Origin of the sequence: Mucilaginibacter sp. SG564 (assembly GCF_013149275.1) — a bacterium.
Taxonomy (GTDB): Bacteria; Bacteroidota; Bacteroidia; order Sphingobacteriales; family Sphingobacteriaceae; genus Mucilaginibacter.
In genome coordinates, this window is record NZ_JABGNA010000004.1 from 269,120 (window position 1) to 293,602 (window position 24,483).

At 42.4% G+C, this 24,483-nt stretch carries 20 protein-coding genes and 1 tRNA gene; 17 read left to right on the forward strand and 4 right to left on the reverse strand.

The features are described 5' to 3' along the window. Positions 1-30 precede the first annotated feature (30 nt). The 6 genes from FHW89_RS11055 to FHW89_RS11080 all read left to right on the forward strand — a co-directional run bounded on the left by FHW89_RS11055 (position 31) and on the right by FHW89_RS11080 (position 5,317). Positions 31-948 carry a CPBP family intramembrane glutamic endopeptidase gene (locus FHW89_RS11055; protein WP_172335096.1) on the forward strand — a complete coding sequence of 306 codons (918 nt, stop codon included), beginning with the start codon at positions 31-33 and terminating at the stop codon, positions 946-948. Positions 949-988: 40 nt separating this feature from the next. Beyond that, the gene (locus FHW89_RS11060) at positions 989-1,612 is read left to right on the forward strand and encodes a hypothetical protein (protein ID WP_172335097.1); all 624 of its coding nucleotides are present in this window, start codon (positions 989-991) and stop codon (positions 1,610-1,612) included. A gap of 105 nt (positions 1,613-1,717) precedes the next feature. Further along, positions 1,718-3,358, forward strand: coding sequence for a serine hydrolase (locus tag FHW89_RS11065; protein ID WP_172335098.1), 1,641 nt, complete (start codon positions 1,718-1,720; stop codon positions 3,356-3,358). 68 nt (positions 3,359-3,426) lie between these two features. Beyond that, the gene (locus FHW89_RS11070) at positions 3,427-3,885 is read left to right on the forward strand and encodes a MarR family winged helix-turn-helix transcriptional regulator (RefSeq protein ID WP_172335099.1); all 459 of its coding nucleotides are present in this window, start codon (positions 3,427-3,429) and stop codon (positions 3,883-3,885) included. 65 nt (positions 3,886-3,950) lie between these two features. Then, a complete protein-coding gene (locus FHW89_RS11075; protein WP_172335100.1) occupies positions 3,951-4,943 on the forward strand; it encodes an NADP-dependent oxidoreductase in 993 nt (330 codons plus the stop codon). A gap of 98 nt (positions 4,944-5,041) precedes the next feature. Then, positions 5,042-5,317, forward strand: coding sequence for a DUF4342 domain-containing protein (locus tag FHW89_RS11080; protein ID WP_172335101.1), 276 nt, complete (start codon positions 5,042-5,044; stop codon positions 5,315-5,317). A 26-nt stretch (positions 5,318-5,343) separates the two neighbouring features. Here FHW89_RS11080 and FHW89_RS11085 read toward each other — a convergent pair whose 3' ends face one another. Both FHW89_RS11085 and FHW89_RS11090 read right to left on the reverse strand, forming a co-directional pair. Next, the gene (locus tag FHW89_RS11085) at positions 5,344-5,817 is read right to left on the reverse strand and encodes a hypothetical protein (RefSeq protein WP_172335102.1); all 474 of its coding nucleotides are present in this window, start codon (positions 5,815-5,817) and stop codon (positions 5,344-5,346) included. 95 nt (positions 5,818-5,912) lie between these two features. Beyond that, positions 5,913-8,363 (reverse strand): outer membrane beta-barrel protein, encoded by a 2,451-nt coding sequence (locus FHW89_RS11090; protein WP_172335103.1) that lies wholly within the window; start codon positions 8,361-8,363, stop codon positions 5,913-5,915. A 152-nt stretch (positions 8,364-8,515) separates the two neighbouring features. Here FHW89_RS11090 and FHW89_RS11095 point away from each other — a divergent pair, with 152 nt between their 5' ends. The 4 genes from FHW89_RS11095 to FHW89_RS11110 all read left to right on the forward strand — a co-directional run bounded on the left by FHW89_RS11095 (position 8,516) and on the right by FHW89_RS11110 (position 15,767). Further along, positions 8,516-9,688 carry a metallophosphoesterase gene (locus FHW89_RS11095; protein WP_172335104.1) on the forward strand — a complete coding sequence of 391 codons (1,173 nt, stop codon included), beginning with the start codon at positions 8,516-8,518 and terminating at the stop codon, positions 9,686-9,688. 250 nt (positions 9,689-9,938) lie between these two features. Beyond that, positions 9,939-11,312, forward strand: a complete 1,374-nt coding sequence (locus tag FHW89_RS11100) for a right-handed parallel beta-helix repeat-containing protein (RefSeq protein WP_172335105.1) — start codon at positions 9,939-9,941, stop codon at positions 11,310-11,312. A 502-nt stretch (positions 11,313-11,814) separates the two neighbouring features. After that, positions 11,815-13,278: a family 43 glycosylhydrolase gene (locus FHW89_RS11105; RefSeq protein ID WP_172335106.1), complete on the forward strand. Its 1,464-nt coding sequence runs from the start codon at positions 11,815-11,817 to the stop codon at positions 13,276-13,278. A 470-nt stretch (positions 13,279-13,748) separates the two neighbouring features. After that, the gene (locus FHW89_RS11110; protein WP_172335107.1) at positions 13,749-15,767 is read left to right on the forward strand and encodes a M13 family metallopeptidase; all 2,019 of its coding nucleotides are present in this window, start codon (positions 13,749-13,751) and stop codon (positions 15,765-15,767) included. A gap of 102 nt (positions 15,768-15,869) precedes the next feature. Here FHW89_RS11110 and FHW89_RS11115 read toward each other — a convergent pair. Both FHW89_RS11115 and FHW89_RS11120 read right to left on the reverse strand, forming a co-directional pair. Then, positions 15,870-15,956, reverse strand: a tRNA-Ser gene (locus tag FHW89_RS11115). An 82-nt stretch (positions 15,957-16,038) separates the two neighbouring features. Next, positions 16,039-18,105, reverse strand: coding sequence for an HD family phosphohydrolase (locus tag FHW89_RS11120; protein WP_172335108.1), 2,067 nt, complete (start codon positions 18,103-18,105; stop codon positions 16,039-16,041). A gap of 201 nt (positions 18,106-18,306) precedes the next feature. Here FHW89_RS11120 and FHW89_RS11125 point away from each other — a divergent pair, with 201 nt between their 5' ends. From FHW89_RS11125 to FHW89_RS11155, 7 genes are all read left to right on the forward strand, one after another. Continuing rightward, the gene (locus tag FHW89_RS11125; protein ID WP_172335109.1) at positions 18,307-19,164 is read left to right on the forward strand and encodes an SPFH domain-containing protein; all 858 of its coding nucleotides are present in this window, start codon (positions 18,307-18,309) and stop codon (positions 19,162-19,164) included. Positions 19,165-19,168: 4 nt separating this feature from the next. After that, the gene (locus FHW89_RS11130) at positions 19,169-19,705 is read left to right on the forward strand and encodes a hypothetical protein (protein WP_172335110.1); all 537 of its coding nucleotides are present in this window, start codon (positions 19,169-19,171) and stop codon (positions 19,703-19,705) included. Position 19,706: 1 nt separating this feature from the next. After that, positions 19,707-19,880, forward strand: a complete 174-nt coding sequence (locus FHW89_RS11135) for an Arc family DNA binding domain-containing protein (RefSeq protein ID WP_172335111.1) — start codon at positions 19,707-19,709, stop codon at positions 19,878-19,880. A gap of 69 nt (positions 19,881-19,949) precedes the next feature. Further along, entirely contained in the window at positions 19,950-20,477 is a 528-nt protein-coding gene (locus FHW89_RS11140) for a hypothetical protein (protein ID WP_172335112.1), read from the forward strand. A gap of 215 nt (positions 20,478-20,692) precedes the next feature. Further along, positions 20,693-21,871 carry an acetyl-CoA C-acyltransferase gene (locus FHW89_RS11145; protein WP_172335113.1) on the forward strand — a complete coding sequence of 393 codons (1,179 nt, stop codon included), beginning with the start codon at positions 20,693-20,695 and terminating at the stop codon, positions 21,869-21,871. A 97-nt stretch (positions 21,872-21,968) separates the two neighbouring features. After that, positions 21,969-22,883, forward strand: coding sequence for a hypothetical protein (locus tag FHW89_RS11150; RefSeq protein WP_172335114.1), 915 nt, complete (start codon positions 21,969-21,971; stop codon positions 22,881-22,883). A gap of 98 nt (positions 22,884-22,981) precedes the next feature. Beyond that, a complete protein-coding gene (locus FHW89_RS11155) occupies positions 22,982-24,469 on the forward strand; it encodes an MFS transporter (RefSeq protein WP_172335115.1) in 1,488 nt (495 codons plus the stop codon). Positions 24,470-24,483 lie beyond the last annotated feature (14 nt).

Sequence of the window (24,483 nt, forward strand, 5' to 3'; positions counted from 1 at the left end):
TATGCTATAATTTTTTCATAATATTGGTATATGAACCAGCCTGAACCAGAAAACCCTTTAGTTAACCATCCTGTTACAGACAGACCAATTCTTCTCCAATTTGCTTACCCCGATGTAAGATCGATTTTTACACTATTTTTTGTAACCATCGGTTTTATGTTGGTTGGTGGGATATTAGGTGGCATTTTATTGGAAGCGCTTAAATATTGGGGCTTTAAATCACCCGTACTCAAATCGTTCATAGAGCTACTGTCTTATACCACGGGGTTATTATTGGCTATCCGATACGCGATCAAAAAAAGCAAAAAACAAGGGATTTCTCCTTTCCATAACAGTTTTAATAAAATACCAGGTTGGTTGGTGCCAGTATTGATCATGAGTGCGTTGGCACTAATTGTTGGATTAGAGCGGGTATCAGATCTATTACCTATGCCCGACTCCGTGGAGAAGTTTTTTGAAAATATGATCAAAAAAGATGTTTTTTCTATTATAACATTAACTATCGCGGCCCCGGTTATAGAAGAAGTACTCTGTCGCGGTGTAATTTTAAATGGTCTGTTAAAAAACTATGCACCTCAAAAAGCTATCCTGATCTCGGCCCTGTTTTTTGCGGCTATACACATGAACCCATGGCAGGCCATACCGGCTTTTTTTGGAGGATTATTCATGGGTTGGGTTTTCTACAAAACACGATCTGTTATTCCGGGAATGATCATACATGCCACAATTAACAGTACAGCAGCCGTGCTATTATTTTTGCCGAAGAGCAAGCAAGATTTCTTATCCTTACTGGGCGAGCCCTACTATATCATACTATGTGTGCTTGCAGTGCTCATTTTTATTAGCGGGTGTATGATCATCCATAAAAAAGTTTCTGCTATTTCCTACCAGCCGGAAGTCATATTGGATCAGGATAGTCTTCAAAATCCTGAGCCACTCATAGGATGAAATAAATTTAAATACATGCGAACCAAGGGATTATAATAACATGAAAGGCGCCATTTTCAAATCGATTTTTAATAATCATTTAAAGCAGCAATTACACACAGATAAATGGCAATACAAGAGTTCCCTTGTTTATTCGGAGATCACATCGGGTATATTAAAAGGGTTTTGCTTTGACAGCTCAGCTTATGGTAATGACATATTTGATCTGACTGCCTTTGTTTGCCCGCTATATGTTCCCAAAAGTTACCTGGGTTTATCTTTTGGTGATACGCTACGCCCTCCGAACAAACGCCAGCGGTGGGATTATGACGCGGCCCAGGTTGAACAGCTTAGCCAGCAACTCGCAGCGGTAATGAACCAGGCCGAAAAGAAGTTTTTGTCCCGGATAAATAATGCTGCCGATTTTTACAAGTATTACAGATGGGATAAAAAAAATACTTTCCGCTATTTTGAAGCAGTGGCCTATTCGTTGGCTTATTCGGGATCAAAAAGAGCAGACAAAGAATTAAAAAATCTATTGGCCTATATCAGAAAAAACGAGGATCTAAGTGGCCAGCATGTAAGCCAAACCTATAACAATACCGAAAGGTTACTTTGGAGCGATGACCGAAAAGCGGTATTAGATGAGTGGGAACAATATACCCGCACTGAATTAAAAATTTAAAGGATTAGACTGCTATTATCGCGAGTGGCAAGGGAGCATTAAATTTAACCCCACCTGCAACAAAGTACAATAAATTAGTGTCATCTATACAAAACTGAATACAAAATGAACCACTCCGCATTTTGCATAAAAAAACTGCTTTTCTTTATCGCCTTTTTATTTGTTTTCTCCTTTGCACAGGCCCAAACCTTGCAGGATACGCTGGCGCAAATAGATAAAATATTCAGCGCTTGTCAGCCTCAAAACCCGGGCTACGAACTGGCTATCAGCAGGAATGGGGTGGTTATTTATTCCAAGGCATGGGGAATGGCCGATCTGGAACACCAGGTTCCCTTAACCACAACATCCGTAACCGAGGCCGGATCAGTATCTAAACAATTTACTGCAGCGGCTATTTTGCTGCTGGCGCAACAGGGTAAGCTTTCGCTTGATGATGATATCCGCAAATACCTGCCCGAAATACCCGATTACGGCACGGTGATCAGGATAAGCAACTTACTTCATCATACCAGCGGGTTGCGCGATTGGGGCTCTGTGATGGATGTGGCCGGCTGGCCACGATCGACAAAAACATACAGCAATGATGATGTATTATATATTGTATCGCATCAAAAAGCCCTGAATAATAAACCCGGTGATGAATTTATTTACAGCAATTCAAATTTTAATCTGCAGGCATTGATCGTTAAACGTATCACCGGCATGGAACTGGCTGAGTTTACCCGTAAATATATTTTCGAGCCCGCCGGGATGACCCATACTCAATGGCGCGACAATTTTAAACGCATCGTTGCTAACCGGGCCATGGCTTATCATACAACAGATATCGGCTACGAAACCGATATGCCCAATGAATATGCCTATGGCAACGGCGGCTTGTTGACTACCGCCGAAGATCTGTTAAAATGGAACGCGTATTACTGGGGAGGCAAATTTGGCAGCCCTTCCCTGCTACCACAACAAATAGCTGTTGATCATCTGAATAGTGGCGCAGAAAATGCTTACGGGATGGGCTTGTTTATACAAAAAAACCGTGGATGGGATTATATTGTGCATGATGGCGCTACGGCGGGTTACCGTTCGTTGTTGTTTCACTATCCTCAGCTGCATCTGTCGGTCGCTTTTTTAAGCAACGTGTCCAATGCCGACTTTGGTCTGGTTCGACGGGTGGAGGCTCTCTTAGTTCCGGATAATGAAAAACACGCATCGCCAAAAGCTACACCTACTAAAACCTACCCTATTTCAGCCGATCAGTTAAAAGCATTTACAGGATGGTATCAAAACTCCAAAAACGGCAGTGGTCTGCAGTTGATGCTGAAAAATGATACGTTGTGCACTGCCCGCTTTAAATTCCGGCCTGTTGGGCGCAATTCTTTTAGTGTTAATGGGGAACAGGCGATATTTAATGATAAAGGTTTTATCCACATCTCAAAAACAAAGGACACTACCATTTACAAAAAAGTAAAAGAACCAGGCAATGGTGAGGCTTATCTCAAAGCCTATACCGGCACATATTATTCGTCCGAAACAGAAAGTAGGTATGCAGTTATAATCAAAAACGATAAACTCACACTCCATATCGACCCGGTAAACGATCAATCTATTAATCCAACTTATTACGACGGCTTTAAAAGCGACGATGGAGGTGCTGATATATATTTTACAAGGGACGCCAGCGATAAAATTAACGGGTTTAAAATATCTGTTAACCGGGCAAGAAATATCACCTTTACTAAGGTACAATAGACGGATTAGCCGGAACTTCCGTCGGCCTTGAGTAATAATCGTAATGGATCTGATAAAAATTATCATCCATGGTATATATTTGTGGTGTGAAAATAGAAGATGAGATCAAACAGCAGCAATTCAATGCACCCCAGCATAGGGCGGGCATGAATATCATTTTCACCGCCAACTGGCTCCTGAATGAAATTGCCGTCGCGCTAAAGCCTATCGATCTGTCTTTACAGCAACTGAACGTGTTAACCATTTTGAAAGGCCAGCCCAATCATACCGCAAACGTAAACCTGATCAGGGAGCGATTGATTGACCGGATGCCGAACGTATCCCGGATGCTGAATAAACTGATGGACAAGGGTTTTATTCAGAAGGACAGGGCTCTTTCGGATCAGCGGGTGGTATACATCAAATTAACCCCTGATGGAGAAAAGGCAGCGGTTAAAGGCCGTGAGCTTTTTGACCAGATCCACTACGGGCTGAATGATAAAGAGGCAGATCTGCTCAATGATCTTTTAGAAAAAACAAGGAAGTAAAAAAATTTAATCAAATATAATCCATGGAATATAAATCCATGACTTATAAATTATCCCATATCATCATGAACAACAAAGCAATTATATTAAACAACCGGCCATCAGGAATGCCAACAGCAAGTGATTTTAAATTGATAACTGAACCCATACCTCAAATTGGCCATGGTGAAATTTTGCTAAAAACGGTATATGTTTCGGTAGATCCGTATCTGCGGGGCAAAATGTCGGGCACCAAAACACCACGTTTTGAATTGGGTGCTCCCCTATCGTCAAAAATTATTGCCGAGGTTATGGAATCAAAAAATGAAAATTTTTCCGTGGGTGAGCATGTGAGCCATTATCTTGATTGGAAGGAATATCTGGTATCAAACGGCGAAGGGCTTGTCAAGGTTGAACAAACCGATGCACCATTGAGCGCTTATTTAGGGGTTTTAGGGATAACAGGCTTGTCGGCCTATTTTGCTTTGCTGGATATTGGTAAACCCAAAGCCGGGGAAACCCTGGTTGTTTCGGGCGCGGCAGGCGCCGTGGGGAGTATAGCCGGGCAAATAGGCAAACTGATGGGCTGCAGGGTAATTGGCACTGCCGGAACAGACGAAAAAGTGGAGCTGTTAAAAACCAAATTCGGTTTTGATGAGGCTATCAACTATAAAACAACTCCGGATATGAAGGCTGCTATAGCTAAAGCATGCCCCAATGGTGTTGACATCTATTTTGATAATGTTGGTGGCCCTGTTTCTGATGCGGTAATTGCCCATATGAACAACTATGGCCGCATACCGGTTTGCGGTTCTATATCCAACTACAACGATGCTGCAGAGCAAATGAGCCCCAGCTTATTGCCGCTGGTGGTTTATAAATTCCTTACCATTCAGGGCTTTCTTATAGCCGACTATGCGCCCAGATTTCTGGAAGGTACCGCCCGGCTGTCTTCCTGGCTAAAGGAGGGAAAAATAACTTATTCAGAAACTATCCTGGAAGGCTTTGACCGCCTTCCCGAGGCTTTTATTGGTTTGTTTGAAGGCAGGAATGAAGGTAAGATGATCGTAAAGATTTAATGGTATACAGATCTAAGTCGGGCTGAAATTAGTTCTGACCCGGTTCTGTAACAAAACCCATTGATCACCATCCAATAAGCAAATCACAAAATTCTGCAATGGGTAAAAAAGAAACATTTTCCATCAGTGGCGAGGCCCTGCTGGGAAAAATAAAAGAGCTGGTTCATGAAGGTAACGTGAGCCGCATCTCTATCAATGATAAACATGGTAAAGAGCTGATGAGCTTTCCATTAAGTGTGGGCCTGCTGGGTGCTATACTGGCGCCGGTATTCGCGGCTGTAGGTACACTGGCTGCCCTGGTAACCGAATGCACCATTACCGTTGAAAGAGAGGATGACGACAATACCGAAAAAGGTGTTGAACCTACTGAATAAAGATATTAATTCCCGGGTGAACGCGCTTACTTATGACCCAGCCAGTAGCCCAGGATTAAGGCAACAACGATTAATGCCCACCAAATATATTGACGGGTTTTATAGCTATTGACCTGCTTTTCGAGCCGGGAAATTTCAGACTGGTTGGCCAGTTTTTCGGTTTGCAGGCGCATATTTTGCTGCTGTAGTTTAACCAGCGTGCCACCAACCTCTACCGGTTTTTGTTGCTCCAACTGGTAACGTTTACTAAAGCCACCGTCTTTAAGAAACTTCTCGCCTTTTGGCTTCAGTATCAGTTTTTCGGGCAATTCATAATCGCCATGACTGCCCGATTCTTTGATCAGCCCCTCCCATGTTAATATTTGTACCATGGCAAAAGCGGTGGCCTCGTCGCCATCAAAAAGTTTGAGCAATTGCGTGCGCGTCAGGCTGTCTGGTATACCAAAGGCCTCCAGCATCGCATCCAGCATTTCGCACTCGTATTCGTTCAATTCCGTCATCACTACAAACTTCGCAATAATTTACGATTATTTTACTTTCTGTAAATAATGGAAGTTGACGTTTTACAGGAAGAGTCCTGAAAGCAAGGGTAAAATCAATGCGCCCTGCCCTGTTCACTATCGGCGCCACCGGTATCCCGTTTATGCGGCACATTGGTTAATTTACCAAAACTATAAGTAAAGGTAAGGGTTGCCACCTGTGTATCTACAAAGTTGTGGTAGGTTGCAGTAGCATCGGTAATATTGGTAATGGTGCCGCTTGGGCTAAATGTTTTTAATACATCGCGCACATTGAACTTAATGGAAGCCTTGTTGTTCAGTATTTTTTTCTGAACAGCAGCATTCAGCATACCTGTGGGTATCGAAACAAACTGCCCATAAGTACCACTGCCATTAAACCAACCGCTTAGCTCGGCGCTCCATGTTTTTGATATGGTAAACTGGTTATTGCCGTTGGCACTAAAAGTAGTTTTTGACTGATGCAGGTAGCCATTGTAAAATTGCCCCTGGTAGGTATTGTTAAATACTTCGGCATACAGGTTAACCGACCACCATTTAGTAGGCTGAAGATTACTGTTGACCGAAAAGTCCCATGTTTTTTGTTGCCCTATATTACCGGTGGTACTCACAAACACATTACCATCCTTATGAATGGTTTCATTTTGAACATCGGTGGTGTAGTTATAAGTAAGGGCTACGGTAAATAAACTCCTGAAGCTATAAGCCAGTTTATAATTATCCGTAAACTGCGGCTTCAGAAAGGGGTTACCGGAAAAGTATGTAAACTTATCTACAAAAAATGTAAATGGATTTAAACTCCCATAGCTCGGCCGGCCTATTCTGCGGCCATAAGAAGCAACCAATACGTTATGACCCGCAGTATCCAGGTTATAAGACAAATAAGCCGTTGGGAAAAGGTTAGTGTAATGCTTAACAAATGACGAATCGGGCTTTTGTGCGTTCCCCAGCTGGTGCCCATCGCCGTTGGTATTCTCTAAGCGCAGGCCGGTTTGCACCGAGAACCGGCCAAAAGTTTTATTGAAGTTAACATACCCGGCATTTATGTTCTCTTTGTATAAAAACCGGTTAGTATTATTATAGTCGATAGTGCTTACACCATCAATCACATTAAAATAATTAGCGGCATTATCTGTATTCACATAGCTGCTTTTAACACCGGCCTCCAGTTTTGCCTTGCCTTTAAGCGGATGCGTATAATCAACCTTTGCCGAGTAAATATTGATGGTAGATGGCAAATTATCGCTTATGATTTGTGTGTTGGTTAAACCACCATCAGGTAAAAAAGTATTGTTTACAAACAGCTGGTTACTGCCTGATACGTCATGAATATAATCCAGGTCGAACGTAAGCGCTCTGCCTGTGCTATCAAACTTATGAGTAAAATTGAGGTTGATACCTTTGCTGTCGAATTTATTTTTTGATGTATTGAGAGAGTTAACAGTTGAATCCAGGCCACCGGTTTTATCATATAGCAAGCTGTATACCGGACTGCTGTCATGATCGCGGGATATGTTGCCCGTAAATACAACGCCCCATGTTGTTTTTGGTGATATAAAATAATCTAAGCCTGCTTTAATATTGGTGTTGTTGCTGGATGGCCTGAAATAGGAAATATCTTTTAAAGAAGACTCAATATCGCCGCTACCATCCAAATAATTGCGGTCTATTTCGAGCCTTCTGAAGGTTTTTTGTTTGTTATAAGCAACGTTGGCAAAAAAGTTAACCTTATCTATACGGTAATTAAAGTTGATGCTTTCATCCATCCTACCGTAAAAACCCTGGGCCAGGTTTGCCGATACTACAGCATTAAATCCTCTGGTGTTATTTTTCTTTGTTTTGATGTTGATCACACCGGCATTTCCAGCGGCATCATACTTGGCGGGTGGGTTATCCATCAGCTCTATCTGATCCAGTGCCGATGATGGCAGCGAACGCAGGTAGGTAGCCAGGTTAGCTGCCGAAAGATAGGTAGGTTTATCATCTATCATCACCATTACACCGCTTTTACCTTTAAACGTAATATTACCATCGGCATCTATCTGCACACCGGGGCTCTTCGCCAATACCTCCAAAGCATTGGCGCCGGTGTTGGATATCAGGGCACCAACGTTAACTACCGTACGGTCAATCTTTTGTTGTACAAATGATTTTTTAGCGGTTACGTTTACCTCATCCAGCTTTTTGCCTACCGACGATAAAATAAAAGGCGGCAGATTAACCGGCCTTTGTCCGCTAATTAATACCACACCGCTTTTATAATTTTTATAACCTATGTAAGTTACCTTGATGATATAACTATTGTCCTTTAAGTTTTGGAAAGCAAAACTGCCATCGGGATTGGCCAGTTTGGTAGCTGAAACCACCGAGTCTTTTGCGGTAAGTAAAATTACAGTAGCCCCGTCAAGCGGTTTCTTAGCATCATCTAAAACGGTCCCTGAAATTTTGCCATCTTTTGTCTGAGCATTGGCAACATTGAATAGAAATAGCGTGAATAAGGTTAAAAAAGACAAGTACAATAGTTTCATAGCTATAAGACAGCGATTAAACCAATATCGTTACTTGATCGCTATAGTTTCTAACATAACATTTTTGTTACATGCAAAGCCCTTTTGTCATCCAATTGCCATCATGCCAATTCTTTTAAAATCTTTTAGGAGGATGTTCGTCATAGCCGTATATGAAGACACGAATTTCTGCCATCATCCTGTTATGGCTCCTTATTGACATTTACTTTTTTTCGGCAGTTGCCACGCTTACCGTCAATACATCAGTATACCTGGCTTATTGGTTGTTTGATGCATTACTGGCAGGTACCATCATATTCAGTGCTTTTACCCGCAATACCAAATTGGTATCATGGCTTATGGCCCTGATGCTGTTATCATTTATCCCCAAGCTGGTAAGTTCCATCATATTGGTACTGGAAGATTTCACCCGCCTATTCCGTGGCTTCCCCCCGCGCAGTTATGCCGTGAGTGAGTTGGCATTGGTTATAGCGGTTATGTTTTTCGGGATTCTGCTGTTTGGTATCACACGCGGGCGCCATTACTATAAGGTACGCCGGGAAACGCTCTTTTTTGACGATCTTCCGGAGCAATTTGATGGTTTTACGATCACACAATTATCCGACGTGCATTCAGGCAGTTTTAGCGATGCTAAGGGCGTACAAAAAGGGCTCGACCTGGTTAATGCGCAACAAAGCGATATGATATTATTTACCGGCGACCTGGTGAATAACCAGGCAACCGAAATGGATCCTTGGATACCGGCATTTGCCGGGCTGGAAGCGCCTTACGGCAAATATTCGGTATTGGGCAATCACGATTATGGCGACTATATAAGATGGGAAAATGAGGCTGATCAGCAGGCCAACCTTAACCGCCTGAAACAGGTGCACCAGGAAATCGGGTTTAAACTATTACTGAACGAAGCCACCCCTATTCAAAAAGACAACCAGGCCATCGCGCTTATTGGGGTTGAAAACTGGGGCAAGGGCGGCTTTCATAAATACGGCGATCTTAAAAAAGCAACCGCCAGTGTGCCTGACAAGGCTTTTAAGATCCTGATGTCGCATGACCCCTCGCACTGGGATGCCGTAACACTTGGTCACCACCAGCCTATCCACCTTACCTTGTCGGGTCATACGCATGGCGCGCAGTTTGGCTTTGAGCTATTTGGCTTTAAATGGAGCCCTATCAAGTATGTTTATAAACAGTGGGCGGGCCTTTATCAAAAAAGTGGGCTTTACCTTTATGTGAACCGGGGCTTTGGCTTCCTGGGATTGAAAGGCAGAATAGGCATCTGGCCCGAGATAGCTGTACTTACTTTAAAACGAAAATCATTAGTTTAACAGCATAAATGGTATAAAAAGAGCCTGCTAATTACTGATTAGCGGGCTCTTTTTTTTTAAATTTTTCGGACTAAATCAATTAGATAACCATTATCTATAAGGAAACTTATTAAACCTAAAACATACAGGAATTTTTAAACGGTAAAGTAACAATATCCCAAAAAACCCGTATAAAAAACCACTATACAAGCCCCTAAGAAACTTGATATATAAACCCTATGCATTTCACTGCGTCCTTGAAATTTCATGCATGAAAAATAAAAATCATTGGATTCGCATAATAGCCGGAGTGTTGGCTATATCGTCCTTCGCGATGTGTACTAAGAACAATGTTGAAAAACCTGTAAGCCCTTCTACAGCTGCTACTTCCTCCAACGTACAAGCTCAAGCGGTTTCTACCTTTACCTACACGGTTAAACCTTCGGATTGGATGGTCGATGGCACTAATATACCCCCAGGGGCTACTATATTTATACCTGCCGGAACAAGAGGATCGTTGCTGTTTAAAAACCTCAAAGGAACAACAGCAGCTCCTATTATTATTACCAATCAAGGCGGTAAAGCAATTATATCAACATCGGTTACGGCTTCATACGGATTTAAAACACAAAACTGCAGCAATTTTAAAGTAATTGGTCAAGGCACTGCGTCGATCAAGAACGGTTTGGTTGTAAATGGCGGCAACATCGGTATGACTATGGACGACCTGAGCACAGATTTTGAGATTGCCGGGGTTGAAGTTTGTAACAGCGGTTTTGCAGGTATTATGGCAAAAACAGATCCATCCTGTGATGCAGCAACATGGCGTGGGCATTTTACCATGAAAAATATATTTGTTCACAACAATTACGTTCATAAAACGGGTGGCGAGGGTCTTTACATAGGCAATTCTTTTTATGCCGACGGGGTATCACTCTCCTGCGGTACGGTTTTCCCTCACGATATCGTAAATGCTAAAATATACGCCAACTTTGTTGATTCTACCGGTTCTGAAGGAATCCAGGTGGGCAGCGCTGTTTCGGGGTGCGAGATCTATAATAATATGGTTATTAACTCAGGCATGAGCCCTTTTTCGGCATACCAGGATAATGGCATACAAATAGGCGAAGGAACCGGGGGCAAGTGTTATAACAACCTGATCAGTAATGCGCCCGGTAACGGCATTATTGTTCTGGGCCTGGGAAACAACCAGGTGTTTAATAACTATATCCTGAATTCAAAGGGTTATGGCATTTTTGCCGATTCAAGATACACACCGGGCCCCTACTTTCAGTTTGTTAATAATGCTATTATCGCTTCTAAACTGGGTGGTATAAAACTAAATTCAGAAACTATCCCCATGAATACAGTTATCAATAACGTTATTGTACAACCGGAAGGAGCAAGCCTTGCTATCATCAAAAAGAGCAGCAGCGTTAAACTTACAGCCTCAAATAATTACATTACTACCAATGTTGCTAATATCAAATATGTAAATTATAATGGAGGTGATTTCCATCTATTATCGTCATCGCCCCTGATTAAGGCGGGACAAAACACCAGCGCTTACGGTGTAAGTTTTGATTATTTTAGCAATCCACGCCCACTTGTGAGTACTTTTGATATAGGCGCTGCCAAATATTGATATTATCTCACATAATCGTCGCTGGTTCCCTAAACAATGATTTCTGGCGCATGCTTGTAGCCTGTTATAATACGGCACGCCTGCGTCAGCAAAGGACTAAATGATTAGCGAGTCTTTTTCACCCATTCAGCACATTTCGCATAATACACTCATTTACAGAAGATCTGAAAATAGTACTCTCACCCAAAAATGAGACGATTTAACTAAACAATGATATGATCTGCGCAGGCAGCATTAAACAGGAACGTGTATTTTGGTAACACAATTATAAAGCGTACCTGATCGCTTTTCGGGATACACCTCCTAATATTTTAAAATATAGATTCGTCGGCCAGTCTGATAAAGATGGTTAATACAATAAGATATTGGATATGCAGCAGCATATGTCCGACCTATTGATCGCGCTTATAAACGTTGTTCTGCCAGGCATCATCGATCAGATTTTTGCTAATACCTATCACTCTCTCCATAAACCAATTAATGAATATCAATCTGAAAACCTATGAGAAACCAATTTACAAAAGCAGCCGGGTTGCTGACCCTCGCTGTATTGATGGCATGCAATTTTGCCGGATGCACCAAAAAAGGGGGCACATCTGCTTTACAAACAGACTCTTTAAAAAATTCCCGTGGTAAGCATACAGATGCTATTGACCAAATGAGCGGTAACCCTGTTTTACCCGTTCCAACAGCCGATCCGGATATTATTTATGCCAATGGCAAATATTACATTTACACCACCGCCACAGGGCCAAATACCAGTCAGTTTCATGCCTACTCGTCAACCGATTTATTAAACTGGACCGATGAAGGCATTGTTTTAGACCTGGCCAACGTAAGCTGGGCGCACACCGACGGCTGGGCACCATCTGTATGCGCGCGTAACGGAAAGTATTATTTTTATTTTACCGCCGCTAAAAAGATAGGTGTAGCGGTAAGTACCAGTCCAACCGGCCCGTTTGTTGATAAAGGCAGCGCCCTGGCAACGGGAGACGGTACCGACCCGATAGACCCGATGGCGTTTATAGATACCGACGGACAGGCATACCTCTACTGGGGAAACACAACCCTCAATATCCAGCAGCTCAATACCGATATGATATCGCTGGCCGGAACCAGGGGGCACAATAAACCATCTAATTATTTTGAGGCCTCATACGTAATAAAACGGAACAGCACTTATTACCTGATGTATTCTGTTAATGATTATCGCAATGATGATTACCATGTAGAATATGCCACATCATCAAGCCCAATGGGGCCATGGAACACCAAAGGCCGTATCACATCGCCCATCAACAATATAAAAGGCCCAGGGCACAACGCGGTATTGAGAAAGCCGGGTTGCAGTGATGAGTATTTTTTTGTTTATCACCGGCGCACCAGTACCAACGTAGATGAGCGCCAGGTGGCTATTGACAGATTATTTTTTGATTCGGCAGGTAATATTATGCCTATCAACATCACTACTTCGGGTGTAACACAATCATCGGGCACAACACCGTGTTATGTACCTAACCCTATACCAGATGGTCAGTATGCTATAAGGTCAAAAATAAATACCACAGCAGGCGCGGGCTTATATCTTGATATTGCCGGATGCGCCACGGGTAACGCCGATGTACGAACCTGGACCCGTACCACTTGCGATGGGCAAAAATGGAACCTCACTTATCAAAACAACGGCTTTTACAAGATCATATCGCAATTGCCCACACACAAATCATTGGATCTGGATGCCTGTACCATTGACCGTGGTGCAAATATCCAGGTTTGGGATGTTTTCCCTAACGATTGCCAGCAGTGGCGCATTGAATCATTAGGCGGGGGCTGGTACCGCATTATGGCTAAAGCCGGTAATAACGTACTCGATATCATTAACGGCGACCCCACCCCAGGCGCCGACGTACGGTCATGGACATGGAACGGCGCGGATCCTCAGTTTTGGAAATTTGAAGCTCCCTGAGTTTAATCAACCTATTTTCAACTAAGAGCTAAGGGAGATGGAAAAGTAAAAAAGCTCCCGGTAATATTAGAAGGCACTGAAAAAGTTCCTTAAAGTTAACGAGGTAGTTTTATTTGTAAAATGGAGGCTCTGAGAATCACCTGTACAAAAGTACTCTCCACCATTCACCCGAGTATCCAAAAGAAAAAGAGGCTGTATCATAAATCAAATGATGCAGCCTCGGTTTTTACATATCCTCCCGGAATCGCTTTCTGGAGATACGGAGAAGAACATAACTATTTATTAATTGAAGTAAACCTTGATACTAATTATCAGAACCATGTTATGGCTGAATTTTGGTAGTTGAAGATCTTCTTCTAAATGTTATTGCATTAATTTTTTGTTTTGATCCGGTATTACACAATTCCTCCCTTTCATAGCCTGCTATTGCATCGCAAAAAAAATCATTACCTTTAAGCAAATCTGCTTTTATGAATAAATTACTTTACTTGCTTTTAGCGTTAGTCTTTTTTTGTGCATGGAATAATCCCGATGATCACAAAAAAAAATTTGTTGACGTAGCCGGAATTGACTCCTTGATAAAACCTGGCGACAATTTTTTCCGCTTTGTTAACGGACGCTGGTACGACACCGCAAAAATCGCCAACGATCAGTCAGGTGTAGGTTCTTATAGTTTCCTCAACATCCCGCAAAAACAATTGTTGCAAAATATCCTGGATAGTGTTTCAAAAACCAAAAACGTGATGGGAAGCATTGGCCAAAAAGTCGGTGATTTTTATGCTTCGGGCATGGATATTGCCACCATTAACAATCGTGGATACCAGCCCATAAAGCCGATACTTACGCGCATTGATGCCATTAATAACACGCCATCGCTCATTGAGTTTGTATCAACTGAACTAAAAACAGGCAACCACTCGGTTCTTAGCTTTGGTATTTCTCCCGACAATAAGAACAGCGGCATTAACATAGCCCATGTTTACCAAACAGGTATCGGTTTGCCTGATAGGGATTATTATTTTAAAACAGATTCATCCACGCTCCATATTCAACAAGCTTATAAAAAATACATCAATACCTTATTTCAGTTAACAGGGAATACTCCTGCCACCGCCGCGAAGAATGCGGAAATTGTTTACAGCATCGAAAAACAAATCGCGGCATCGCATAAAAACAATGTTGAGCTTAGGGACATTAATGCAAATTATCATAAAACAGCCATAACAAGCATCACCAAAATACAGCCTAATTTAAATTGGACTACCATACTTGCTAACCTGGGTGCAAAAACCGACTCTGTTGACATGGCTCAAACCGCCTATTATGATAAATTAAACGTACTGGTTAAATCCATTGCTTTAAATGACTGGAAAATTTACTTAAAAGCCAGTACCCTCGAAAACTACGCCGAAACACTTAGCAAACCATTTGTGGATGCTTCATTTGGATTTAATAAAGTGCTATCAGGCCAGGCCACGCAAAAATCCCGCAGACAGATCATGACTGAAAACGTCGACAATTTTTTAGGGCAGGCTTTGGGGCAACTATATGTAAAAAGGTATTTTAATGAGGACGCCAAAAAACGGGTGCTGGTATTGGTAAACAACCTCCAAAAATCATTCGAAAACAGGATCAATCATTTGGATTGGATGAGTGACAGCACCAAACAAAAAGCAAAAGAAAAGTTGTACGCCATCACCAAAAAAATAGGCTACCCCGATAAATGGCAGAATTATGATAAAGTACAGATAAACAGAACCAAATACTTTGAAAATGTACTCGCGCTTAACCAAAACGACTATCAGTTTCAATTGGCAAAATTAAACAAACCAGTTGATAAAACAGAATGGGGCACAACGCCATCAACAGTTACTGCTTACTATAATCCATCGTTTAATGAGGTTGTTTTTCCGGCCGGTATTTTGCAATTCCCTTATTTTGATTTTGCGGCAGACGATGCCATCAACTACGGCGGCATAGGGATGGTGATTGGCCACGAAATGACGCATGCCTTTGACGATCAGGGTGCACAGTTTGATAAAGATGGTAACGTAAAAAACTGGTGGACAAAGGAGGATTACCAAAAGTTCAGAGAGAAAACAAAACAGATAGTTAACTTATATAGTTCATTTACCGTTTTGGATACCGTTCATATAAAAGGAGCCCTCACCCTGGGCGAAAACACCGCCGATAACGGTGGCGTGGCCATAGCCTACGATGCATTTAAGATGACCGAACAGGGAAAAGGTTCTGATAAAATTGATGGCTTTACACCTGATCAACGCTTTTTTCTATCTGTTGCCAGGATATGGCGGGTAAAAACCAGAGACGCGTTTCTGCGTACTTACGTGAACACCAATCCACATTCGCCAGCCATGTGGCGTGTAAATGGCCCCCTGATGAATTTCGGCCCGTTTTATAAAGCATTCAATGTACAACCCGGCGATAAAAATTATAAGTCCGAAGATCAGCGAATAAAGATCTGGTAGTAAAGGCTAGTATTATGTTCGGCTTATGGTAGGTATTATCACAATACAATAACATAACAAAAAAGTCCCGACAATTAATTGTCGGGACTTTTTTGTTTTCAGCGGTGAGGGAGGGATTCGAACCCTCGGTACAGTTTCCCGTACGTCAGTTTAGCAAACTGATCCTTTCGGCCTCTCAGGCACCTCACCGTGTTCTTTTCAATATGTTCCCCGTTTTTCGGGATTGCAAATATAGTAATTCAAGCCTCCCGTCAAAAAAAAAGTTATATTTTTAATAATCTATCCGCACATGATAAATACTTCCCAGCATCCGCTTAAAAATAGTTTTGATGGTTTCAATATCTTTTAAAGTTATATTACTGTCTTTCAACTGGTTCTGATCAAGCTTATACTTCACTATCCTGTCAACCAAAATACTGATCGATTCTTCATCGGGCTCTTTTAATGAGCGCGAAGCGGCTTCCACCGAATCGGCCAGCATCAAAACACCCGCTTCTTTGGTGAAAGGAATAGGTCCCGGGTACCTGAAAATGTTCTCGTTGATGAATTTTTCGGGGAAATTTTTTAATGACGACTGGTAAAAATAATCAACCCGGGTATTACCATGGTGGGTACGTATAAAATCAATGATCACCTCGGGCAGGTTGGCCTTACGCGCCATTTCAATGCCCTTGCTTACGTGCCTGATGATGATCTGAGCGCTTTCTTCATAAGGCAGCTTATCATGTGGATTAAAGCCCGAGCTTTGGTTCTCGATAAAAAACAGCGGGTTTTCCATTTTACCAATATCATGGTACAGCGCCCCTGCCCTTACCAACAATGCATTGCCGCCAATGTTGTATATGGCATTCTCGGCCAGGTTGGCCACCTGCAATGAATGCTGAAAAGTTCCGGGAGCGTTAAAGGCCAGTTCGCGCAATAGCGGCGCGTTGGTATTGGTAAGCTCAATAAGCGTAATATCAGAGGTAAGGCCAAATATTTTTTCGAAAATGATAATAGCCGGATAAGCCAGCAGGGTGAGCGAAACACTTACCACAAATGGCAAAAAGTCCATCCAGTCGATATCAACAAAAGTCCCCTCCTTGGTAAAGGTGATACCCAAAAAAGCTATCAGGTAGGTTAAAATGATCATACCGGCCGAAATAAAGTATTGCTCGCGGCGCAGCAGGTTTTTAATACTATAGATGGATACCATGCCCGCGGTTATCTCATAATAGGCAAACTCAAAGCTATTGGGCACAAAAAAACCGGCTATTAATACCACCAGCAGGTGTATATTGAGGGCCAGCCTGGTATCAAACAAAATGCGGATAATAATAGGTACTATACAGTAAGGGATATAGTATAAATTGGGCAGCTGAAGCTTAATAGCCAGCGAAAGCGCGGCCAGCATAGCCGTCATAACCAGCAATATCAGGCTTACCAGGCGGTTGTCGGCATAAATATCCTTACGGAAAAGGCGCAGGAATATCATCAGCAACGATATGGTTACCGCTACCAGTAAAAACTGACCCAGCAATACCAGTTTACGGTTGCCGTTGGTACGAGCATTATCCTCAAAGGCTTGTTTATATGATTCCAGTTTCTGAAAAACATCATCATTGATCACCGAACCTTTATATACAATGATCTCCCCCTTCTGAACCATGCCCCGGGTAATAGACAGGCCATCAACAGCCTCATTTACCAGACGCGAGGTTAGGTTATTATCATAGCTCAAATTGGTTTGCAGGCGATTTTGCAGCATATCCAACAAAAAGGCTTTATCCAGATCGGTATATTTACTTAGTGTTTTATCGCAATAGGCCAGCGCTTTTTCTTTGGTAAAAAGCTCGTTGGTATTTTTAGCCGAGGCCACATTTTTGTTTAAAACCGTAAGCGGGTAGTTTTCTGAACTTACCTGGTATTGCGGGTTAAGTTTCAAAATACCAGTTTCATATATTTCCTGTAACAGGTCGGCACCCGTATTGATATACCTGGGCTTCAATTTATCGCTTATACCTGAGTTATGCCATTTTATTTCTATATCGCTTTTAAAACCCTCCAGCTGCTGGTTTTCAACAGCGGCATCTAACTGATAAATGGGTGGGATACTCTCGCGGGCCGTTTTTTGATCATTTTTTATTTCCTGCTGTGTTTTCAGAATGGCGAAGTTATAGGGCGATGCCAGGTCCTTCTGATTCCAGATACGTCCCTTTTCGTATTCATAGCTAAATTTTGCCTGCTTGGGTAAAAAAAACACAATAAGGCCGATACTCATCAGCATCATTAAAAACTTAACATTGCGGGAGTATTTACGCATTAATGCCTTTTGGCGCGAAGTGGATAGTTTTGCCATTTAATTAAATAACCGCTCAAAAATAATATAAGTTTCTGTTATCTATAGTATCAAGTAGCTAGTATCAAGTATCACGACAACTCAAACGCGGCATCCGGCATTGCAAAATCTTGATACTTGATACTCGCTACTTGATACTAAATTTGCTTTTATCATTTTAAATTTGATATCTTTATGATATCATTTTAAAATCATCTTATCATGCAATCAGAAAAAATTATCAATCCGCCATCAGGCTTCACCGCGTTTGCGCTGTTCCTGGTCTTATTAGTTGTTGCCGCTGTTTTATTTTCCTTTGAACAGGTATTTTTAGCACCTATCCTGATCGTGGTCGACTTTATATTTGTGCTTCCCGGCTTAATCATCGTCAATCCGAATGAATCAAAAGTACTCACGCTTTTTGGACAGTATACCGGCAGTGTGAAAAAAGACGGCTTTTTTTGGGTGAATCCGTTCACCGCCAAAAAGAAAGTATCCTTAAGGGCCTTTAACCTTAATGGCCAGCAACTCAAGGTAAATGACAGTATAGGTAATCCTATTGAAATTGCCGCGGTAATTGTATGGCAGATCAAAGATACCGCCGCAGCTGTGTTCGCAGTTGAAAACTATATTCAATACGTAAATATCCAGAGTGAAGCTGCTGTACGCCACCTGGCCAACTCCTTTCCCTATGATAACCTGGAAGATGAAAACGCTACCATTACCCTGCGCGGCGGCGCCGAGCAGGTAAGCCAGATGCTGGAGAAAGAACTGAACGAAAGATTGGAGCGTGCTGGTATTGAAGTACTGGAAGCACGTATATCGCACCTGGCTTATGCCCCAGAGATAGCGCACTCTATGTTGCAGGTTCAGCAGGCATCGGCCATTATAGCTGCCCGTAAGCTCATTGTAGAAGGCGCCGTGGGCATGGTTGAAATGGCCCTGAACAAACTATCAGAAAAAAATATTGTAGAGCTTGACGAAGAACGTAAGGCCGCTATGGTAAGCAACCTGCTGGTAGTGCTTTGCGGCGACAAAGCCGTTAACCCGGTAGTGAACACAGGTACATTATATCATTGATCATATGAACGATTACAGAAGCTTTGATCAGCTGCGTACTAATGAGCTATCGGTAATACGGCATGGGTTCTGGCGTCCATGGTTTGAACTCAGCGATGGTCTGTTTTGCTATGGTAAACTGAGGTACGAAGGCGTGTGGAAGCCCGCCATGATTCTGGAGGCGGATAAAAAAACATGGATCATCAAACGCAAGGGCTTATTTAGCCGGGTAATGCTCATCTATGATACCGATGAAATGGAAGCGGGCACAGTAATACCCGAAGTGTGGTCGGGCAAAATAAAACTGAGTTTGAACAATGGGTTCGAGGCTGTTTATTTAAATAAAAAGCTCTTTACGCGTACCTTTAGTTTAATCAGTTCACAGGGTACCGACTTGCTGAATATCAAAGCAGAAGTATGGAAATTAAAAACACTTTTTAAAGTATTTATTGAACCCGATGCATTAAAACGCACAGACGACCTGCCACTGTTAACTTTATTAGGTATAAACCTGATTTTGCTAAGGCGGAAACAGGCAGCGGCAGCAGCAGGAGGAGGTTGATATGGCCGAAAAGAAAGCATTTATATTACGCATTAATCCGGATATGTTGAAGGAGATAGAAACCTGGGCGGCCGAGGAATTCCGGAGCACTAATGGACAGGTAGAATATCTGCTGCAACAAGCCCTGCTTGTGCGCAAAAAAAACGCAAAGAAAAAAAAGGATTCTCCTGAGTAATCATTTTGGAAACAAAGGGCAAGGATTTTCTGGCTCAACAATTGAACTTATGCGAAAAGTAATAGAATAATGGAGTTTCAGAAAATTGGTCAAACAACAGGTACATTATACTTAATTAAAGAAAGTCTGTTTGATCCGGAATATCTTTTAACTGATCATACAGCTAACTTCGGAAAACTTATTTATGATAGCCTGGAGCTGGAAATGGGTACCGCTTATATAGCGGGTAAAAGCTGGAAATTTGATTATGATTTTGAGCCCATCGGCAAAAGAGAGGTGCTGATATATGATGAAAGCAATAACCTATTAGGCAATGTTATTAGAGGTTACGGCTATTTATCAAATCCTCCGGTACTGACAATGACCAATGGACTTAAAGCCACATTTTCTGATGTGGCTGCGTTTTCAAGCGAATGTGAATGGATATCGGCTGAATTAGGCCGCTTAATTCATATAAAAAGTCCAGTGTTTTCTTTAACCGATACCATCACCATTATCAGGAAGGACATGCCTGCAGACACCATCGCCTTATTATGTTTTCTGGCAGAACACATGCTGATATTGCTAAGAAGAAATTCCCGAACCCATTCTTTTTAAGTTCACATCGTTCATTCTCTTCCATTTAAGCCTCCTTCGCACGAACTGGTGTAGTTTGCATAAATAAGAAAAACCCTACTCCCTGTTCTAAAAATCAATACGCTAAAAATATCCCTTAATTTAACATCCCGACCGATTATAAATTATTATGCATGCATAGCTTTTTCCTTTCGTCAAAATAATTAAATTTGCCACACCAATTTAATGAGGGACACATGAAAGAAGTAGTAATAGTAGCTGCCACACGCACGCCTATCGGCAGTTTCGGAGGTAGTTTAGCCGCCTTAAGCGCCACGCAACTGGGTGCTTTAGCCATCAAATCAGCAATCGAAAAATCGGGCCTCAAGCCCGACCAGATACAGGAAGTTTATATGGGTAATGTTATGTCGGCCAATTTGGGGCAGGCACCAGCTACCCAGGCAGCTATATTTGCCGGGTTGCCCTATTTACCCGCTACTACCGTAAATAAAGTATGCGCATCGGGCATGAAAGCTATTATGCTGGCCGCGCAAAGCATCGCCATAGGTCAAAATGATATCGTGGTTGCCGGCGGTATGGAAAGCATGAGCAATGCACCCTATTACCTGGATAAAGCCCGCAATGGCTATCGCCTGGGCAATGGCCAAATTACCGACGGACTGGTAAAAGATGGCCTGTGGGATGTTTACAATGATTACCACATGGGCTCAGCGGCCGAACTGTGTGCTGTTGACTGCAACATCAGTCGCGTGGAGCAGGATGCCTTCACCATTGAATCCTACAATCGTGCCCAAAAAGCACAAGCTGCAGGCAAATTCTACGATGAAATAACTCCCGTTGAACTTAAAGATAAAAAAGGCGATACCACTTTATTTGCCGAAGACGAAGAACCCAAAGCAGTAAAGTTTGAGAAAATACCAACATTAAAACCTGTATTCAAAAAAGATGGCACCGTAACGGCCGCCAATGCATCTACCTTAAATGATGGCGCAGCCGCTTTAGTGCTTATGAGCAAAGAAAAAGCAGATGAACTGGGCATTAAGCCATTAGCCAAAATTATAGCCCATGCCGATGCACAGCAAGCCCCGGAATGGTTTACCACTGCCCCATCTAAAGCTATCCCACTGGCTTTACACCGTGCGGGCTTATCAGCAGATCAGATAGACTTTTTTGAGATTAATGAAGCATTCTCTGTAGTATCCATAGCCAACAACCAGCTTTTAAAGCTCGATCCGGCTAAGGTTAATGTTAATGGTGGCGCGGTTTCATTGGGTCACCCACTGGGTGCTTCAGGAGCTCGCATCATAGTTACCTTACTTTCTGTTTTACAGCAAAATAAAGGCAAATACGGCGCTGCCGGAATTTGTAATGGTGGCGGTGGCGCCAGCGCAATGGTTATTGAAAATTTACGTTAAATTAAACAAACCGGCTGTTCAACTATAAGTTACAACGGCTATTAGGATAAATTATTTAATTTAGCGGCAACATCATGTTAATTTTTAAATACCCGGTATGGTAGCCAGGCGCATGTTTCTGTTCGTAACCTCCCTACTTATTTGCGGCCATGTTTTTGGGCAGGCAGACGAGGGTTCACGCATAAAACAATTACATATTTACCAGGATAGCCTTGCCTCGCTGGGTAAAAAAATGGTGAATGATGAAAACGACCTGGAGCGCAAAAACGCCAATTACCGGTTTATCAAAACATTGGTAAGTGCACTCAAGATCAATAATTCGTTCCTTTTTCCTTTTGATTCGGTTAAAAGTATCAGCATCCTCAATTCGCCCGATAATCGTTTCCGGATCATGAGCTGGCATGTGATGAACCAGGATGGCAGTTACCGCTTCTATGGCACTATTCAGCTTAATAGCGGCGGGCCGCTTAAAATGTTCCCGTTAGAGGATTACTCCCCCCTGCTTAAAAACCCGGAGGACTCGGTAACCGATAACCGCAAATGGTATGGAGCACAGTATTATAAAATCATCCCGGTGTACGCGCAAAAACCATATTATGTGTTACTGGGCTGGAAGGGCAATACCGTAAAATCAACTAAAAAAGTTTTGGAGGTATTGTCATTTAATAATGGCGAAAAGCCTTCATTTGGTATGCCCGTTTTTGAGGGTAATGGAAAAAGCCGCAAAAGGGTAATATTTGAATATGCCCGCCAGGTATCTATGCTGTTGCGATATGTATCTGATCAAAACCTCATCGTGTTTGACCACCTGGCTCCGCCTGATAAAAAGATGAAAGACCAACCCGAAACTTTTGGCCCCGACCTCACCTACGATGGCTATAAGCTAAAAGATGGCCACTGGGCGTATGTAGAAAATCTGGATATGCGCAACATCCCCAGTAATAGTGATGCAGAATACGTAGACCCTAAAAAACAGGCCGCGAAAGACAAGACTTTGATACACTCCAACTAATAATTTATATATCGAAATAATTAACCCATCATTTGTAACACTTTTAAGTATAAAATTCTGATTTACAATATTTATACTATTTTTAACAAAACATAATAATGCAAGAAAGCCCAGCCGTAAAGGCTACTCCAAAATCAAGATTTCCCAAGAGCGTTCCCTATATTATCGGGAACGAAGCTGCGGAGCGTTTCAGCTTCTATGGCATGCGTTCCGTATTGACGCTTTTTTTGGTAAACCAATTTTTTAATCCCAACCATATCGACACTTTAAACGACGTGGCCAACGCTAAAGCCAATAAGCTTCACCACCTGTTTGTGATGGTAGCCTATGCTTTGCCGTTTGTAGGCGGTATGATAGCCGACTGGTTTACCGGCAAATATAAATTGATATTATATGTATCGATGATCTACTGTTTGGGGCATTTAATGCTGGCCATGTTTGATGGTGGCCTTGGCGGCTTTGAATTAGGCTTACTTGTGGTAGCCATCGGCGCCGGCGGTATTAAATCATGCGTGTCTGCTAATGTGGGCGATCAGTTTGATGCTACCAACCAGGATCTGCTTTCGAAAGTTTACGGCTGGTTTTATTTTAGTATCAATGCCGGTTCAATGATTTCAACCGTTGCCATCCCATGGACTTATGAGCACTTTGGCCCCAGGTGGGCTTTTGGTATCCCCGGTTTGCTTATGGCGCTGGCTACCATCATATTTTTTTCGGGCCGTAAAAAATACGTAAAGGTTCCTCCACAAGGCGTTAATCGCAATAACCTGGTATTTATAACCTGGTATGCCCTAACGCATTTAGGTCAGCGCAAACCTGGTCAATCCATGCTTGATGTTGCCAAAGATTCCTATGATCCCGAACGCGTTGAAGGTGTGACGGCAGTATACCGGGTGATGTCGGTATTCTTTTTCGCACTGGCATTTTGGGCTGTTTGGGATCAGTGCTTGTCTGAGTGGACCTTATATGCCGATAGAATGGACCGTGTAATTAACCTGGGTTTTACCTCGTTCACTGTACTGCCTGGTCAGTTATCAACTGTTAATACGGTGTTCCTGCTGTTGTTCATTCCATTTTTCAACTATGTAGTATATCCATGGTTCGACAAGATTGGTTTAAAAACAACCCCGCTTCGCAGACTTGGTGTCGGCCTGATTTTAACCGCTTTATCATTCGTGGTAATCGGCATCATACACACCAGTCTGGATCATGGCGGTAAACCTACCATCTGGTGGCAAGTGTTTGCGTTTATGATACTTTCGGCAGCCGAAGTCCTCGTATCTATCACCGGTCTGGAATATGCTTATACACACTCGCCAAAATCAATGAAAAGTACCATGACCGGTATCTGGTTCCTGGTCGTATCGTTCGGTAATTTGATTACCGCGCTTGTTAATGGCTTAATAGAAGACGGCGGCTGGTGGGCACGTAACCTTAAAGGCGCAAACTATGAATGGTTCTTTGTTATTTTCATTGGCGTATTTATCCTGGTATTTCTTTTTGTTGCACCACGGTTAAAAGAGCGCAACTACATTACAGATCCTTATGTAGATAATCAGGTTATTGCTGATAGTACTAACTTATAATTTTTAACCATATG